Source organism: Lysinibacillus sp. NPDC056232 (assembly GCF_042267565.1).
GTDB lineage: Bacteria > Bacillota > Bacilli > Bacillales_A > Planococcaceae > Lysinibacillus.
In genome coordinates this window covers 1-14,297 of sequence record NZ_JBHJTF010000006.1, presented here as the reverse complement: position 1 = coordinate 14,297, position 14,297 = coordinate 1, and the positions used below count along the sequence as shown (strand labels likewise).

The 14,297-nt window shown below is 35.3% G+C and carries 18 protein-coding genes and 1 pseudogene; 10 read left to right on the top strand and 9 right to left on the bottom strand.

Annotation, left to right across the window (positions count from 1 at the left end; translation table 11 throughout):
• Nucleotides 1-264: 264 nt before the first annotated feature.
• The 3 genes from ACFCYJ_RS06430 (at nt 265) to ACFCYJ_RS06420 (ending at nt 3,914) form a co-directional block, all read left to right on the top strand.
• Nucleotides 265-1,770, top strand: coding sequence for an ATP-binding protein (locus ACFCYJ_RS06430; RefSeq protein ID WP_376072233.1), 1,506 nt, complete (start codon nt 265-267; stop codon nt 1,768-1,770).
• A gap of 2 nt (nt 1,771-1,772) precedes the next feature.
• On the top strand, nt 1,773-2,486 hold the full coding sequence (locus ACFCYJ_RS06425) for a response regulator (protein ID WP_376072230.1): 714 nt from the start codon (nt 1,773-1,775) through the stop codon (nt 2,484-2,486).
• Between the two features lie 105 nt (nt 2,487-2,591).
• Nucleotides 2,592-3,914, top strand: coding sequence for a CitMHS family transporter (locus ACFCYJ_RS06420; protein WP_376072228.1), 1,323 nt, complete (start codon nt 2,592-2,594; stop codon nt 3,912-3,914).
• 56 nt (nt 3,915-3,970) lie between these two features.
• On the opposite strand, the gene ACFCYJ_RS06415 is transcribed toward ACFCYJ_RS06420, so the two are convergent.
• On the bottom strand, nt 3,971-4,150 hold the full coding sequence (locus ACFCYJ_RS06415) for a hypothetical protein (RefSeq protein WP_376072225.1): 180 nt from the start codon (nt 4,148-4,150) through the stop codon (nt 3,971-3,973).
• Between ACFCYJ_RS06415 and ACFCYJ_RS06410 the strand changes: the two genes are divergently transcribed.
• Nucleotides 4,137-4,274, top strand: a complete 138-nt coding sequence (locus ACFCYJ_RS06410) for a hypothetical protein (protein WP_376072223.1) — start codon at nt 4,137-4,139, stop codon at nt 4,272-4,274. The two genes, ACFCYJ_RS06415 and ACFCYJ_RS06410, sit on opposite strands and share 14 nt — an antisense overlap.
• An 85-nt stretch (nt 4,275-4,359) precedes the next feature.
• Here the strand turns inward: ACFCYJ_RS06410 and ACFCYJ_RS06405 are convergent, their stop codons facing one another.
• Nucleotides 4,360-5,151, bottom strand: a complete 792-nt coding sequence (locus ACFCYJ_RS06405) for a DUF2268 domain-containing putative Zn-dependent protease (protein WP_376072220.1) — start codon at nt 5,149-5,151, stop codon at nt 4,360-4,362.
• 109 nt (nt 5,152-5,260) lie between these two features.
• Between ACFCYJ_RS06405 and ACFCYJ_RS06400 the strand changes: the two genes are divergently transcribed.
• On the top strand, nt 5,261-5,518 hold the full coding sequence (locus ACFCYJ_RS06400) for a hypothetical protein (RefSeq protein ID WP_376072217.1): 258 nt from the start codon (nt 5,261-5,263) through the stop codon (nt 5,516-5,518).
• 97 nt (nt 5,519-5,615) lie between these two features.
• On the opposite strand, the gene ACFCYJ_RS06395 is transcribed toward ACFCYJ_RS06400, so the two are convergent.
• Nucleotides 5,616-6,353 carry a polysaccharide deacetylase family protein gene (locus ACFCYJ_RS06395; RefSeq protein WP_376072215.1) on the bottom strand — a complete coding sequence of 246 codons (738 nt, stop codon included), beginning with the start codon at nt 6,351-6,353 and terminating at the stop codon, nt 5,616-5,618.
• 308 nt (nt 6,354-6,661) lie between these two features.
• Here ACFCYJ_RS06395 and ACFCYJ_RS06390 point away from each other — a divergent pair, with 308 nt between their 5' ends.
• The 3 genes from ACFCYJ_RS06390 to ACFCYJ_RS06380 all read left to right on the top strand — a co-directional run bounded on the left by ACFCYJ_RS06390 (nt 6,662) and on the right by ACFCYJ_RS06380 (nt 8,018).
• Nucleotides 6,662-6,784, top strand: a complete 123-nt coding sequence (locus tag ACFCYJ_RS06390) for a hypothetical protein (RefSeq protein ID WP_376072212.1) — start codon at nt 6,662-6,664, stop codon at nt 6,782-6,784.
• A 161-nt stretch (nt 6,785-6,945) separates the two neighbouring features.
• Nucleotides 6,946-7,248: a YunC family protein gene (locus ACFCYJ_RS06385; RefSeq protein ID WP_376072210.1), complete on the top strand. Its 303-nt coding sequence runs from the start codon at nt 6,946-6,948 to the stop codon at nt 7,246-7,248.
• Nucleotides 7,249-7,367: 119 nt separating this feature from the next.
• On the top strand, nt 7,368-8,018 hold the full coding sequence (locus ACFCYJ_RS06380) for an SIMPL domain-containing protein (RefSeq protein ID WP_376072208.1): 651 nt from the start codon (nt 7,368-7,370) through the stop codon (nt 8,016-8,018).
• 28 nt (nt 8,019-8,046) lie between these two features.
• Here the strand turns inward: ACFCYJ_RS06380 and ACFCYJ_RS06375 are convergent, their stop codons facing one another.
• The 5 genes from ACFCYJ_RS06375 to ACFCYJ_RS06355 all read right to left on the bottom strand — a co-directional run bounded on the left by ACFCYJ_RS06375 (nt 8,047) and on the right by ACFCYJ_RS06355 (nt 11,893).
• Nucleotides 8,047-8,712: a uridine kinase family protein gene (locus ACFCYJ_RS06375; RefSeq protein ID WP_376072206.1), complete on the bottom strand. Its 666-nt coding sequence runs from the start codon at nt 8,710-8,712 to the stop codon at nt 8,047-8,049.
• A gap of 60 nt (nt 8,713-8,772) precedes the next feature.
• A complete protein-coding gene (locus ACFCYJ_RS06370) occupies nt 8,773-9,315 on the bottom strand; it encodes a histidine phosphatase family protein (RefSeq protein WP_376072203.1) in 543 nt (180 codons plus the stop codon).
• A 73-nt stretch (nt 9,316-9,388) separates the two neighbouring features.
• Nucleotides 9,389-10,261 carry a DUF4097 family beta strand repeat-containing protein gene (locus tag ACFCYJ_RS06365; protein ID WP_376072201.1) on the bottom strand — a complete coding sequence of 291 codons (873 nt, stop codon included), beginning with the start codon at nt 10,259-10,261 and terminating at the stop codon, nt 9,389-9,391.
• Between the two features lie 26 nt (nt 10,262-10,287).
• Complete coding sequence (locus ACFCYJ_RS06360) at nt 10,288-10,977, bottom strand: ABC transporter permease (RefSeq protein ID WP_376072199.1); 690 nt, start codon at nt 10,975-10,977, stop codon at nt 10,288-10,290.
• Nucleotides 10,970-11,893, bottom strand: a complete 924-nt coding sequence (locus ACFCYJ_RS06355) for an ABC transporter ATP-binding protein (protein ID WP_376072196.1) — start codon at nt 11,891-11,893, stop codon at nt 10,970-10,972. The genes ACFCYJ_RS06360 and ACFCYJ_RS06355 overlap by 8 nt, the downstream gene beginning before the upstream one ends.
• Before the next feature lie 157 nt (nt 11,894-12,050).
• On the opposite strand from ACFCYJ_RS06355, the gene ACFCYJ_RS06350 reads away from it, so the two are divergent.
• Nucleotides 12,051-12,776 carry a response regulator transcription factor gene (locus ACFCYJ_RS06350; protein WP_376072193.1) on the top strand — a complete coding sequence of 242 codons (726 nt, stop codon included), beginning with the start codon at nt 12,051-12,053 and terminating at the stop codon, nt 12,774-12,776.
• The gene (locus tag ACFCYJ_RS06345; RefSeq protein WP_376072191.1) at nt 12,767-13,861 is read left to right on the top strand and encodes a sensor histidine kinase; all 1,095 of its coding nucleotides are present in this window, start codon (nt 12,767-12,769) and stop codon (nt 13,859-13,861) included. The genes ACFCYJ_RS06350 and ACFCYJ_RS06345 overlap by 10 nt, the downstream gene beginning before the upstream one ends.
• 83 nt (nt 13,862-13,944) lie before the next feature.
• Here ACFCYJ_RS06345 and ACFCYJ_RS06340 read toward each other — a convergent pair.
• Nucleotides 13,945-14,157 (bottom strand): annotated as a pseudogene (locus ACFCYJ_RS06340) (EamA family transporter); the annotation flags it as partial.
• Nucleotides 14,158-14,297: the final 140 nt, after the last annotated feature.

Genomic DNA, 14,297 nt, shown 5'->3' with positions numbered 1-14,297 from the left:
CAGCCTATCACCTTAACGTAGGGTGACTTCCGCTCCAATCGGCAATTTCCTTAGAAAGGGTCTTTCTCTATTTGTTGGATATTTATGATAGACTATATCAAATGCACTCTTTTTAAGATGTTTTTGTCAACATGCTGATACTTTAATAAATGACGAGTATTTTAAACTACATAGAGGTGAAATATGAGAAGTTGGTTCCAGTCTCTTACAGCTAGAATGATTTTTTTAATAAGTATCCTGATCCTTTTAATATGTGGACTGTTTATGTATCTTTTGCAAGAACATATTCGCGATACGACAGAAAAACAGATGGGGATGGAAGCACTAAATATTGCAAAAACCCTCGCATCCACAGAAGAGATCATTACGGCATTCGATAAAGAAAATCCAAGTGAAATCATCCAACCAATCGTCGAACCTTTAAGAAAAGAAATTGACGCAGCATATATTGTCGTTGGAAATTCTGAAGGAATTCGTTATTCTCATCCTTCAAAAGATAAAATCGGAGAAGAAATGGTTGGTGGAGACAACGATGCCGCATTGCTAGATAGACAAGCTTATATTTCTAAAACTACGGGGTCACTAGGTGAATCGATTCGAGGCAAAGCCCCCATCATATTAGATAATAAAATTATTGGTGTTGTATCTGTCGGTTTTTTAACAGAAAATATCAACACAATCATCGAAAGCTATATTCACAAATGGATCAAATACACCGTAGTTATTCTTTTAATAGGCATATTAGGTGCAGTAGTTATTTCTATTTATATAAAAAAATTATTGTTTAATATGGAACCTATTCAAATTGCTAAATTATATCAACAAAACAAGGTCATTTTAGAAACAACAGCAGAAGGTATACTGGCTGTCGATCATTTTAATCAAATTACTACCATTAATAAAAGTGCTTATGAAATGCTAGATTCGGCTCACAATAAATCTCTCTCAGATTGGATGGGCACAAAAATTGAACATATTTTTACGCCTAAAATTGTTGCAGAGCAAAACATTCATAATTTAGAGCTACCACTTGATGAGCATATTGTAATTTTGAATAAAGCCCCCTTAGTTGAAAAGAAAAGGAAAATTGGTTCATTATACACCTTTAGAAAAAAAGTAGATATCCAAAAAATCACGGATGAATTAAAACAGATGAAGCAGTATGCAAATGTTCAACGGGCCTATACTCATGAATTCGCTAATAAGCTTCATATCATTTTAGGTTTACTTGTTCATAAACATTACAACGAAGCAATTGAATTTATTAAAGAAGAACGAAACATACAACTTAAAAACCAAGCTTTTTTAAATAGCAATATAACCACCCCGCTTCTACTTGCCTTAATTCAGGGGAAAATTGCAGAAGCCGCAGAACTGGGAATTACACTCGAGCTAAACGAAATTTCTTCATCTATTGAATTATCTAAACAGCAAGAAGATGCTGTCCTAACAGCTCTTGGTAATGTACTTCAAAACGCTATTGAAACTTTAAAAAGTTGGGAATCCTCAGATAAAATGATTCGACTATCTATCAACAATTATAAAAATCATTACTTATTTGAGATTCAAGACAATGGACCCGGTATTGATCACAATATGTACGATAAAATTTTTACAAAAGGGGTATCTACTAAAGAAGGATTAGACCGCGGCCATGGACTTGCTATAAGCAAGAAAGCTCTTCAGGAGATACATGGGGAAATTTTATTGGATTCCGGTGATTTATCAGGAGCATGTTTTTTAATTATAGTTCCTAAAGGAGACATTTGAGAATGACAACATTAAAAAGTGTATGGATTATTGAAGATGACTTTAGAGTAGCAAAAATTCATGCCGATTATGTTCATAATATAGAAGGTTTTATCGTCACTGAAAATTTACGCACAGGTAAAGAAACGATTGAAAAGCTGGAGATGACTTCTAGCTTACCAGAAATTATATTAACAGATTTATATATTCCGGATGTTGAAGGTAGCTCATTAGTAAGCCATATACGTCACCTCTATCCGTCTATAAAAATTGTCGTAATCTCAGCAGCAACTGAAGTAAGTTTAATAAGGGATGTATTGGACTTAGGAATTTTAGATTATTTAATAAAACCCTTTGAAGAGCAACGACTTCAACAAGCATTTCAAAAATATTTGCAGGAACTTCGATTATTTCAACATAGCAAAAATGTCACTCAAAATGATCTTGATTCTTTATTTTATAGTGAATCAAACAATAAGGTAGTAGATGAAGAAACGTTTGTAAAAGGAATTGATTTGCACACATTACAAATTGTTAAAAGCATTTTTGAAGATCTCAAAACCCAGGAGCTCACAGCCTCCCAATTAAGCGAACTCATTGGTTCTAGCCGTTCAACAGCTCGCCGTTATTTAGAATACTTAGTTAGCGAGAAGTTTTTAGAAACAAAACTAATTTACGGTACCGTTGGAAGACCTGAACGGAAATATGTCTATCGTGGAACTTATGAACAAAACTAATAGTATGTTATTTATTTAACATATGATTATATTATTTTCCTCTCTTTAGCACTGTGCTATTTTTTAAATAATCTGAATGATTAATCACAAAGGGAGGAAATATTTTTGAGTCTAAGTATAATCGGATTTTTAACAATTATTATTATCGTTGCTCTACTAATTAGTGGTCGCGTATCACCACTTGTAGCAATGGTAATACCACCTATCATAGCTGCATTTATAGCTGGCTTTAACTTCGATGAATTGGGAGAATTCTTTAGTTCTGGATTAAGCTCTGTGATGAACGTAGCTGTTATGTTTATCTTTGCAATTATTTTCTTTGGTATTATGCAGGATGTAGGATTATTCGAGCCATTGATCAATAAAATGATTGCGCTTTCAAAAGGTAATATTATTGTTGTTGCAGTAATAACAGTGATCATTGCTGTAGTAGCGCAATTAGATGGTTCTGGTGCTTCAACATTTTTAATTACAATCCCAGCATTATTACCTTTATATTTACGTTTACGGATGAATCCATATCTATTGCTGTTATTAGTTGGAGGAGCTGCAGCAGTGATTAATATGATTCCTTGGGGTGGCCCATTAGGTCGTGTTGCTTCAGTTTTAGAGACAGATGTAACTGAACTTTGGTATCCTTTAATCACTATTCAAATCATTGGTGTCGTTTTAATGTTAGCTTTAGCAGTGTTCCTAGGTTTTAGAGAAAAGAAGCGTATTCTGAAACAATACGGTACCCTGGACTTCACAAATGATGATCATGCTATTACACAAGGTGTTGTTTCATCAGAAGTAGACACAAGCTTACAACGACCAAAACTATTGTGGATTAATGCAATTGTTACTGTTCTTGTTATCGGAATTTTAGTCGCAGGTATTTTACCAGCAGGATTAGCCTTTTTAATTGGAGTGGCCATCGCCCTGCCAATCAACTACCGCTCTCCTAAAGAGCAAATGGAACGTGTACAAGCACATGCTCCGAATGCCTTAACGATGGCGTCTATCATCATTGCCGCTGGACTATTCTTAGGCATACTCAATGGTACCGGGATGTTAACTGCGATTGCTAACAATGCTGTAAACATTCTACCATCAGCCCTATCATCTTATTTACATATCATTATTGGGGTATTGGGGGTACCATTTGATTTATTACTAAGTACTGATGCGTATTACTTCGCATTATTCCCTGTAGTTGAACAGATTGGTTTATCTTTCGATATTGATTCTCTTTCAACTGCCTATGCCATGATTATCGGTAATATTGTAGGTACATTTGTATCGCCACTTGCTCCTGCAGTTTGGTTAGCTTTAGGCTTATCAGGCTTAGAAATGGGGAAACACTTAAAATACTCTTTCTTCTGGATGTGGGGATTGAGCATTACTTTACTATTCATTGCTGTAGCATTAGGAATTATTGCTATCTAGCTTAACTAGAGTACCAGTTGCCGAGTATTGATCGGCAACTGGTTATTTTTTTATCATCATAACGTGGGGTTGATTTCCGTTCCGACTGGGCGCTTTGTAGCTGTCGCTTTGCTTTCGCTACAGAAAACATTTGTTGTTGCTGTCGCTACGCTTTCGCACAGATAAAACATTTGTCGCTGACGCTTCGCTTTCGCGCAGAGCAAAGCTTCCTGGGGGCGTCCGATGAGCCGCTTCACTCGCGGAGCTCGCTCCAGGGTCTCGGGCCAACACGATGTTGGTCACGAAGGCGTTATCACAAGACGTGATGTTCTTAGCCTTCGTTCCTCTATTGCTGATCCCCGAGGAGTCGCCCAGTCGTAACGAAGATCAACATATCCTCATTACATACGTTCTCAACAAAGTCTCATACCCTTCTTTCAGTGGTGAAACTTTGCAGAGGAGTCGATTATAAAGTAAAATCCGAACCAGCAAGTATTTCCTTCGAGCTTTTCGCATGCAGTTTATTGGATGAATGATTTTTAATATAGGTCTTTACTATTTCATAACCAATACAATATCCTACCCATTGAGGAAGCTTTCCACCATATAAAAATTCAGCATGATTGTTTAATCCTTGAATATTGATTTGAGGTAAAAAATGTTCCTTCCAAATTTCTAGCATTTTATCTAATGAGTAGGACCTCAACCATGGTGCTAACCATTTATCTCCGTAGATCTCCTCCACTGCACATTCTGCTAAACCTTCTAAAATTAAAGAATCTAACAAAGTCACTTCGTCTAGAGATTTATTTAAGTATTGCAGACGACAAACGTGATTATACTCATGGGCAAATAACGCTTTAAGCTCCTGCTTTTCAAGCTCTCCTATATATAAAAACAGAGCATTTGGATAGGCAACACCGTTTTTCTTAGTAATCATTTGCTCCTGTGTGATTGGGAAGATATAGATTGGTATATTTGGACCGCTCCACCTTTCCTTTAAATAGTTAAATTCTTTCTGTACTACTTCCCAAACGTTTTGTTTTTTTAACTTGTTAATGTCTATTTTTTCATGTGACTGAAAAAGCCCCTGTTGCTGTAGTTCAAATTGTATTTCATCTGGAGATCCGCCAATAAAAATCTCTACTAAACGACCGCAAAGAATAGAGCGTTGTAAGTCCTCAAGATTTTTACTGTCATTAAACCTTTGACTAGCCATTAATTCATTGAGCCACTCATCTGTTGGTATTACTGACATACTTTTCCTCCCCTTACTATAGCTTATGTCTGAAGTAGACAATCGGCTAGTGATAATGATTGAAACCGCATATATTAGCTTGTAAGGAAGTCGAAAGGAGGGATAGTTTGTGAATCCAGCTAATACTTATAATCTTTGTTGTCAATATCATGGTAAACGTGTAAGAATTGAAGAAACATGTGGCAGAGTACATTATGGAGAAATAACTAGAGTGGATAGAAGACAGGTATGGATTCAACCTGATAGACGATTTGGCGGTTATGGTTTAGGTTATTGGGGTTGGGGAGGAACAGGAGCAGGTTTTGGCTTAGGAATCGCACTTGGCGCTATTGGTGGAATTGCACTAGCACCACTATTATTTTGGTAATACTGAAATGACTAATTATACTATCCGCTGCGCGATGACAGATTCTGTCATGGAGAAAAAATAAGCCATTTCAATCTAATGAGATGGCTTATTTTCCTTATTGCACTTGCTCTTGTTGCTGTTTGCTTTTAATCAACTCGGATATTGTGACAAATGTATAACCTTGTTTTTTAAGTTCTGGTAAGATTTCTTCCAGTGCCTTAATAGTCTGCGTACGATCGCCGCCTCCATCATGGAACAAAATAACATCTCCAGGCTTCGACCCATTCATCACTTTTTGAACAATTTTGTTGACACCCGGCTGTTTCCAATCTTGAGTATCCTGATGCCAAGACCACATAACTACTTTGTATCCATCCTTTACAGCGGCATTGATCATTTGATCATTATAGTAACCACCTACAGGACGGAACAAAATTGGTGCAAATCCAGTAATACCATAAATTATTGCCTTTGTCTTACGCAGTTGTGCCTGTAATTCAGCTACGGAAGCTTTAAACGGATGTGAATACGTATGATTGGCCAGCTCATGCCCTTCAGAATAAGATCGTAAAACAAGGTCTGGATATTTTTCTGCATTTTTACCAATAATAAAAAACGTCGCTTTTGCATCATACTTTTCCAATAAATCCAAAATAGCCGCCGTATATTTGGGATGAGGTCCATCGTCAAAGGTAAGCGCAATTATTTTGTCTTTTGTATTAATGTCCCACACGACTTCCCCTGTCTCCTCATAATAAGGCCGACCTTTATCCGCATAGGCTGTCAGCTCTGTAAAAAATACCGATATGATTAAAAAACAAAGGGATAAAACCAATACATATTTACGTGTCATAAGCATCACCTCCCAAATTCAAATTCACATAACTCCGTCAACTTACTATTTACGAATTACAATGAATTATACTTATGAAGGTTTGGCTGTTTTCTCCTCAAAACCTTTTAAAAAAATCTATTCATACATAAAAATTTAATAAATTCCCTGTTATATTTTGAACGAAATGTGAAAACACTCACATAGTACTTTATTTTTTTACTAATTGATGTAAAATAAAGACACAACTGATATATAACAATGAGAGAAAAAACCGATTTTCTCACCAATTGTTATAGTACAAAAAACAACAAAGGGGATTTTTTCATATGTGGATTATTACAGTTTTTGAACAAAATACTTATCGTATGTTTGAATATAAAACAAAAAACGAGGCAACGGTTGCATTAAGAAATTTCAAGCAAACAGCTATGCTTTCTTATACAAAATAAATAAAAAGAAGAATTAACTCTTATGAAATGGGTTGATTCTTTTATTTTTGTATCAATTGAAAAAACACCGGTCGTTTTAGGTAACAAATAATTTTTAATGAAAATGTCGAACACCTTTTTATCTATTGCCATATGTATATAGAGAAAAGGAGTGATTTCGGATGGTAACAATTGAGCCTATTATGATTAAAGGCTATTTTTTCACTGCAATAGTTGTTCAATTACCAAAAACAACACTGCTAACCATTTCAAACGATACGGGGTACATTATGTGTGGGGCTTTAGATGTGGGTCTATTAAATGACCGCTTAGCAGACCGGAAAATTATTGCTGGTCGAGCAGTTGGCGTGAAAACAATTGATGAGTTATTGACAGCTCCATTAGAATCCGTGACATATGAAGCGCATCAACTTGGTATTACAGAAGGAATGTCTGGGGTAGAAGCGTTATTAAGAATGGTATAACAACTATTTTTGTGCATAAATAAAGCGTCAAGGCATTAAACTAGACGCTTTTTCTTCATTTTAAAATTCATATTGAACGATTTTCATCTTGCATAGTATAAGACGAAAGGTAGTATTCTATGTATTATACAAATATCGGTCAGCAAACTCCTTATGGACCACGTGTCATAGTTGTGACCGGAAATGGAAAAGTAATGGCTAAAGCAAGCTCTGTTCAGCTTCAAGTAGAGGTAAGTACACAAGGGAAAAATGTACAAGATGCACAGCAAGAAAATGCGATGATTATGAATCGTGTGATACAATCCATTTTAGCTCTTCATATCCCAAAAGAACATATTCAAACTGCAAGCTACAATATTGCACCTCATTATGAATTTGAGAATGGTAAACAAGTTTTTAATGGCTATGAAGTGACAAATGCCATTTCCGTTAAAGTGACTGATACAAATCAGATTGGTGCAGTCATTGATACAGCTGTGGAAAATGGTGCAAATCGCATTTCCTCTATACATTTTAACATTGAAAATAAGGATGCCTATTACCAACAGGCACTAAGTTTAGCTCTTCATAATGCCCAAATGAAAGCTAAAACAATTGCCGAGACGATGCGTTTGCCCATCCAGCCTCAGCCAATCGAAATCGTTGAGGAACATGAAATCGAACCAGTCCTATATAGATCCGTGACGACGGTTGATTCCACCATTTCTACACCTATTGAACAAGGTCAAATGACTATTAATGCGACTGTCCGTGTGAAGTTTCAATATTAAAAGAGCCTTCTGCCCCGTGAAGGCTCTTTTAATGTTGAAGCTTGTAGCGATTATCAAATGTATTTTTTTCTAGACATATTACTTCATCGGAGGTTTTTAAAATAATATCAAAATGCTGGCTATACGAATGCATAAACAATTCATATTGAATTCTACGTTCTTCATGCGACTGCATTAAATAATTGATATCAGTTCCCCTTTCAAGTACATCACGGCCCGACCTTCTCTTTAATTCCGTCTCACCATCTGTATAAAAATAAATTTTTAAATCAAATAACTTCGGATTAATAAATGCTACACTCATTCCCTCAACAATGGTTACTTTAGTTTTTGAAGAAATTAACGCACTTTTCATATAATGCGTATCAATTGTCAATAAATCCAGACCTTCTCTAACCATCTGAATATCTCTTTCCAAAGAAGGTAAATGATGTGCCGCTGGATGGCAAGCGGTCATTTTAAACTGATGCTGTGCGTTTCGAAAAGTATAGTTGATAATTGTATGCTTGCGTATATCCGAACTAACAATATACGGGTCTGTATTAATATAATTCACTTCACTTTGGTTTAAACCGTCAATAAGCTTATTAGCAAACGTTGTTTTTCCTGCTGCACCATGTCCTGAAATACCAATGACGATTGGTTTATCTTCCCTGTTGGCCCAAGTAACGATCTCTTGCAATAACCTATCCATCTTTCTCCCCCACTACCGCTTCTTTTTCTCACAGAATACATTTACAGCAAAAAATTTCTATCATTCCAATATACGTTCTAGAGTCACTTCATGATCCTTAACACTTAGCTGAAAAACATCTGGGTTACTTAGAAGTGTCCAAAATTGAAAGTCAACATCGCTATTATAGTTTTTCAACAATAAGGTCATTATATTTCCATGACTAACGATCATTGTATGTTCAGACTCACTTTTGAAAGTTTCCTCAACTACGTTAACGATACGTTTCATCGCTTCGTTACTTGACTCGCCATTGTCAAATTTTAAATCCATATCCGTAAAAGTCGCTTGAAGCTTTTCATACCAATCCGGTAAATCTCTTGTACTTAAAATGCGTTCTGCAAGGCGTTCGTCAATTTCAATATTTATATTTCCCCTTTTGCTTAGCGGTTCTATAGTTTGAATTGCTCGTAAAAAGGGACTAGCAATAATTCGATCAATTTTTTTGCCAGTAAAAAAATCAGCTAACACTTCAGCCTGTTGAAAGCCCTGTTCTGTTAAAGATGCATCCGACGATTGTCCATGAGCTTCGCAATGCCTTATTACATAGATATGTTTAGCCATTTCTAACCTCCTAGAGGAATTGAAACAAGTTCTCATCTTAACATTATTCACTAACCTGACAGATTATAAGTTTTTACTTTACAGTTATTATACCCTCTTTACTAATTAGTTCCAATTCGTTCGACGCATCACCAATCTTGCCCTTCTTTAATTTTTCTGTATGTTTTCCTTTCTGATAACCTTCTAAATTAACGTTTATATCGGATGATTCACTGTTCGCTATAAGCTCTAATGATTTTGGTGCCTCTTTGTATGATAATGTAATATCTCCTGAAGCAGTTTCTACAAATAGTGCTTTTCCTTCGATGATTTCTTTCATTAAGACTTCACCGCTAGTCGAAGTAATTTTCGTTTTCGCACTGTTGACTCTAGTAATATAGCTATCACCGTTTGTAGCGGTTATTGTTAATTCATTTAAAGAACTGTCTACGATACTTAATTCACCATCTTTTGATGTAATTGTACCTTTATCAGCCGATAATCCTTTAATAATTTTAGCGCCGGAATCCGTTGAAATCGAAAGTTCTCCTGTTTCAATGTTGTTAATTTTGATATCACCATAACTATTTTTTAATGCAATCTTACTCACTGCATTTTTAGGCATCGAAATGTGAATAGTATCTTTTTTTCCAAAGCTAAAATTTTTCATAGCCCCTTTTTCAGTGTCTTGTTGAAGTACCTTTACTTTATTTCCGTCTTTTTTAATTTCAACAGGATTGTCTTGCTGCTTTTGTTGTTGCTTACCTTCAAATTCAATTGTTAGTTTATCAGATTCTGTATTTTCTAATGCTATATCCCAGGACTCTATGTTTAGTTCTAGTTCTTTAATTTGCTCAACATCAAAGGACTGTTCTTCAGTGATGCTCTTTTCTCCATTGATTTTAAGGGTGAAGAATACTCCTCCTACCGCAATAACGAATATTAAGGCTATGATCGCTTTTTTCACTTTACATCCTCATTTCTCATTTTAAGTTAAATATCTACTTTATCGACTTTATAATAGGACAGATAACCGATAATAAGCCCAAATAGACACATTATTATTGGGACCAAAATAAATTGAAATAAACTAGCAGATGTGTCCCCAACCGTTGCATTAATAAGAAATCCAATTAATACAGCTGATGTAATTGTTGAAGCTGTTGATTTTTTTCGCATGCCAAAGTATAAAGGAATTAAGCTCACCCCTGCCATCATAAAAGCAATGATAAAAGTAGACGGTATAGTAGCTACCATCTCCTGTATCTCAACAGGAGATTCAAAGAAGTTCATCATTGGATTTAAAAAATAAACAGCGATATTCATCATAAAGGTCGCAATGATAATGCTGAAGAAACAAAATCCGAAAACTAGAGACAGCTTTGCAAAAATAATTTTTTTCCTTTTTAATGGATACGTAAATAATAATTGAACCGTCTTATTTTTGTATTCTTCAATGACTAAACGAGATAAAATCACACTCGCAAAAATGATAAACACAATTCGAATTAAAATATTTGTTAAAGACATAAAATCTGTATAATCTAGAAACATCTTTTCATCTCCAGAACCAACTGCCATAAGTGCAACTGCCGCAAAAATCCCAATAATACAAATGATTAAGCCTTTAAAATAGCTAGACATACTATTCTTTTTCCATTCAAGTCTTAATAGTTTAAGCAATTTGATTCCCTCCATTGATAAGATTTAAGAAATAATCTTCTAAATGCTGTTGCTGTTTTTCAATACCATTGACAGCAATGTTATTTAATATAAGTTCTTTATTAATTTGAGATTGAGAAATATCATGTTCAAAAATTCGAATACAATGCTGATTGACAATTTCATATTTTCGAACACCTAATTTATTCTCTAGCACATGAATCGCTTTTTTCACATCGTCTATTTTAATCTCCAGATACTCCATATTCTCTTTTCGAATATCCTCCATCCTTACCTCTTTCAATAATTCCCCATGATGAAGGATGCCAATTGTATCTGCTATTGATTCAATTTCTGATACGATATGACTTGATATTAAAATAGTGATTCCATGCTCTTCTTTTAAAAGCAATAAAAGCTCGCGTATATCTTTAATGCCTATAGGATCGAGACCATTAATTGGCTCATCAAGAATTAGAATTTCAGGTTTCGTGATAATTGCCCGTGCGATGCCTAACCTTTGCTTCATCCCAAGCGAAAATTCATGTATTTTTTTATGTTCAACACCATTGAGCCCTACTATCTCTAGTGCTTCTTCAGCGGCCCCTTTTTCATATCCCCCCATATACTCGCCGTGAAGCTCTAAATTCTCCTTCGCTGTTAGCCTGTCGTAAAATTCCGGGTACTCGATAATACTGCCTATTTTGCTTAAGTATTGATAGGATGTATTTGAGATGGATTGATTCAATATTTTAATATCACCTGAAGTTGGTTTTACTAAGTTTAAAATCATCTTCATAATCGTTGTCTTCCCGGCCCCATTCGGACCTAAAAACCCATAAATTTCTCCTTTTTTAACATTCATATTGACGTTCGAGACGGTTTCGACTCCTTTAAAGCTCTTACTTAATTGCTGTATTTGAATAACGGTTTCCATGTTATTTACTCCTTACCATTTTGAATTCGTTACATTAAGCTTAATCAATGAAAGTAAAATCAAAGTAAACTCAATGGAAAATGACAGTAATTTTTTCAAGAGAGTAAGGATATAAGGATCAGAAGCTGTTATGATGAAATTGAAATGAGGGATGAGAATGGAAACTGCTGAAAAAATCCTAATTGTAGATGATGAGATTGGTATATTAAAATTATTAGAAATTACGTTACGAAAAGAACACTTTATACATATTGATACTGCCTCAACGGGTAAAAGCACACTGCAACTTGTAAAAGAAAATCAATACGATATTATTTTGCTCGATATAATGCTACCAGATATAAGTGGCTTTGAACTTTGCACAGAAATACGCAAGCATACAAATACACCTATTATTTTTGTCAGTGCTCGCTCTACAGATTTTGATAAATTAACGGGATTGGGTATTGGTGGAGATGATTATATTACAAAACCTTTTAATCCTTTAGAGGTCGTCGCTCGAATAAAGGTCATCCTTCGACGTCAAAAAATGTATGAGAGTTCTCAGCAACAGCAGCGTACAAAGTTTGATTTCGGTTACTTTGCTCTAAATCCTGAATCTGCAACATTAACCGTTAACAATCAGTCTGTCGAGTGTACAGCTAAAGAGCTAGAGTTACTGCATTTCTTCTGTAAAAATCCAAATCGTATTTTCACCACTTCACAGCTCTATGAATTCGTCTGGGGGAATGATGTATATGGTGAGGAGAAAACCGTAACAATTCATATTTCAAAGCTAAGGAAAAAGCTCGGAGATGATACGCGTAAACCTAAAATAATCGTGAATTTAAGGGGCATTGGGTATAAATTCATTCCACCGAAAGAGGATTCTCTATGCGAATAAACACTCGATTTACGTTACATCTTGCATTGGGGATTATTCTGTGGATGCTTTTGAGTGGAATTTGTATTGTTATCGGACTCGAAGGTATTCTCCCACTCTTTAAAAAATCTGTTAGTGAAGCTTATCAGAGCCTACTAGTCGCGTGGATTTTCGGATTCAGCACTATTGTTTGTATCGCTGTATTTGGTTGGTATTTCGGGGGTCCTCTTGGTTTTATAATGTCTTGGATTCATCAGCTATCACAGGAAAACTACAAACAGCCTGTTGGACTATCAAAAGTCTATACACGTAAAGGAAAGCTCCGTATGCGTTATCTGTTATATCAAGAGGTACTTCAACATCTACAATCCTTATCAGGAAAATTAAAAGCCGCTGAAACAGAACGTGAAAAGGTTGAACAAGCAAAACAAGAATGGATTGCCGGTATTTCGCATGATTTAAAAACACCATTAACGTATATTACAGGCTACTCTACTCTATTATTAAACGAACAATACGATTGGTCTAAGGATGAAGCTCGTTCTTTTATTCAAGAGATTGCAGATAAAGGCAAGCATATGGAGGAACTTATTCAAGATTTAAGTCTCGTCATTCAGTTTAATAATACAGATGGAAAGTTACCCTTACATAAAACCAATCAGGATATTGTGGATTTTACAAAAAGAATCGTTGCTACTATAAGCAACAATCCACAGGCAAATGACTATATCTTGCACTTTAAAACGGATACAACTGTTATAAACATTGACTTTGATACGAAATTCATGCAACGCATATTACAAAACATTCTTATGAATTCCATTATCCACAATCCACCTAACACAAATATTTATACACAGATTTTTGATAGGGCAGCGCATGTAGAAATTCACATTGTGGATAACGGCGTAGGGATGTCTCAACACATGATGGACAATATATTCCAACAATATTATCGTGGCACTACAACAGAATCTTCTTCTGAAGGTACCGGACTGGGCATGGCGATCGTTTATAAGCTCGTTCAAGCTCATAATGGCACTATCTCTGTACAGAGCGAAACTTCTAATGGAACAACGTTTATTATTATATTACCTAAAAAATAGAAATCTACCTCTTAGAAGCTAACATCTAAGAGGTGATTTTTTTATACTAAAAACTCCAAACGACCAAGCTTTTTTCCCCTTGCCTAGTCACTTTTGAAAGCCTGTTTATTTGACAACAAAAGCGCACAAAGAATAATAAATATTCCTATCATATGCTGCAATGCTAACGATTCGTTTAACATAAAATATCCCATCAGTACACCTACTACAGGAACAATGTAATTACTAAAGGAAGCAAATAATGCACCCTCTTTTTTAATTAAAAGATTGTATAGCATGTAAACAATCCCTGCCTGACTACTCCCACAGCTAAAGCAGTGGGGTTCTTATGTTCTTAAGAGAAGAGAAGCGTTACAAAGCTCTCCACAGATGGTGTTGCCATGTCCTGTGTACAACATCTTTGATTTATCTTCTGTTCCATAAGACTTTCTTATTT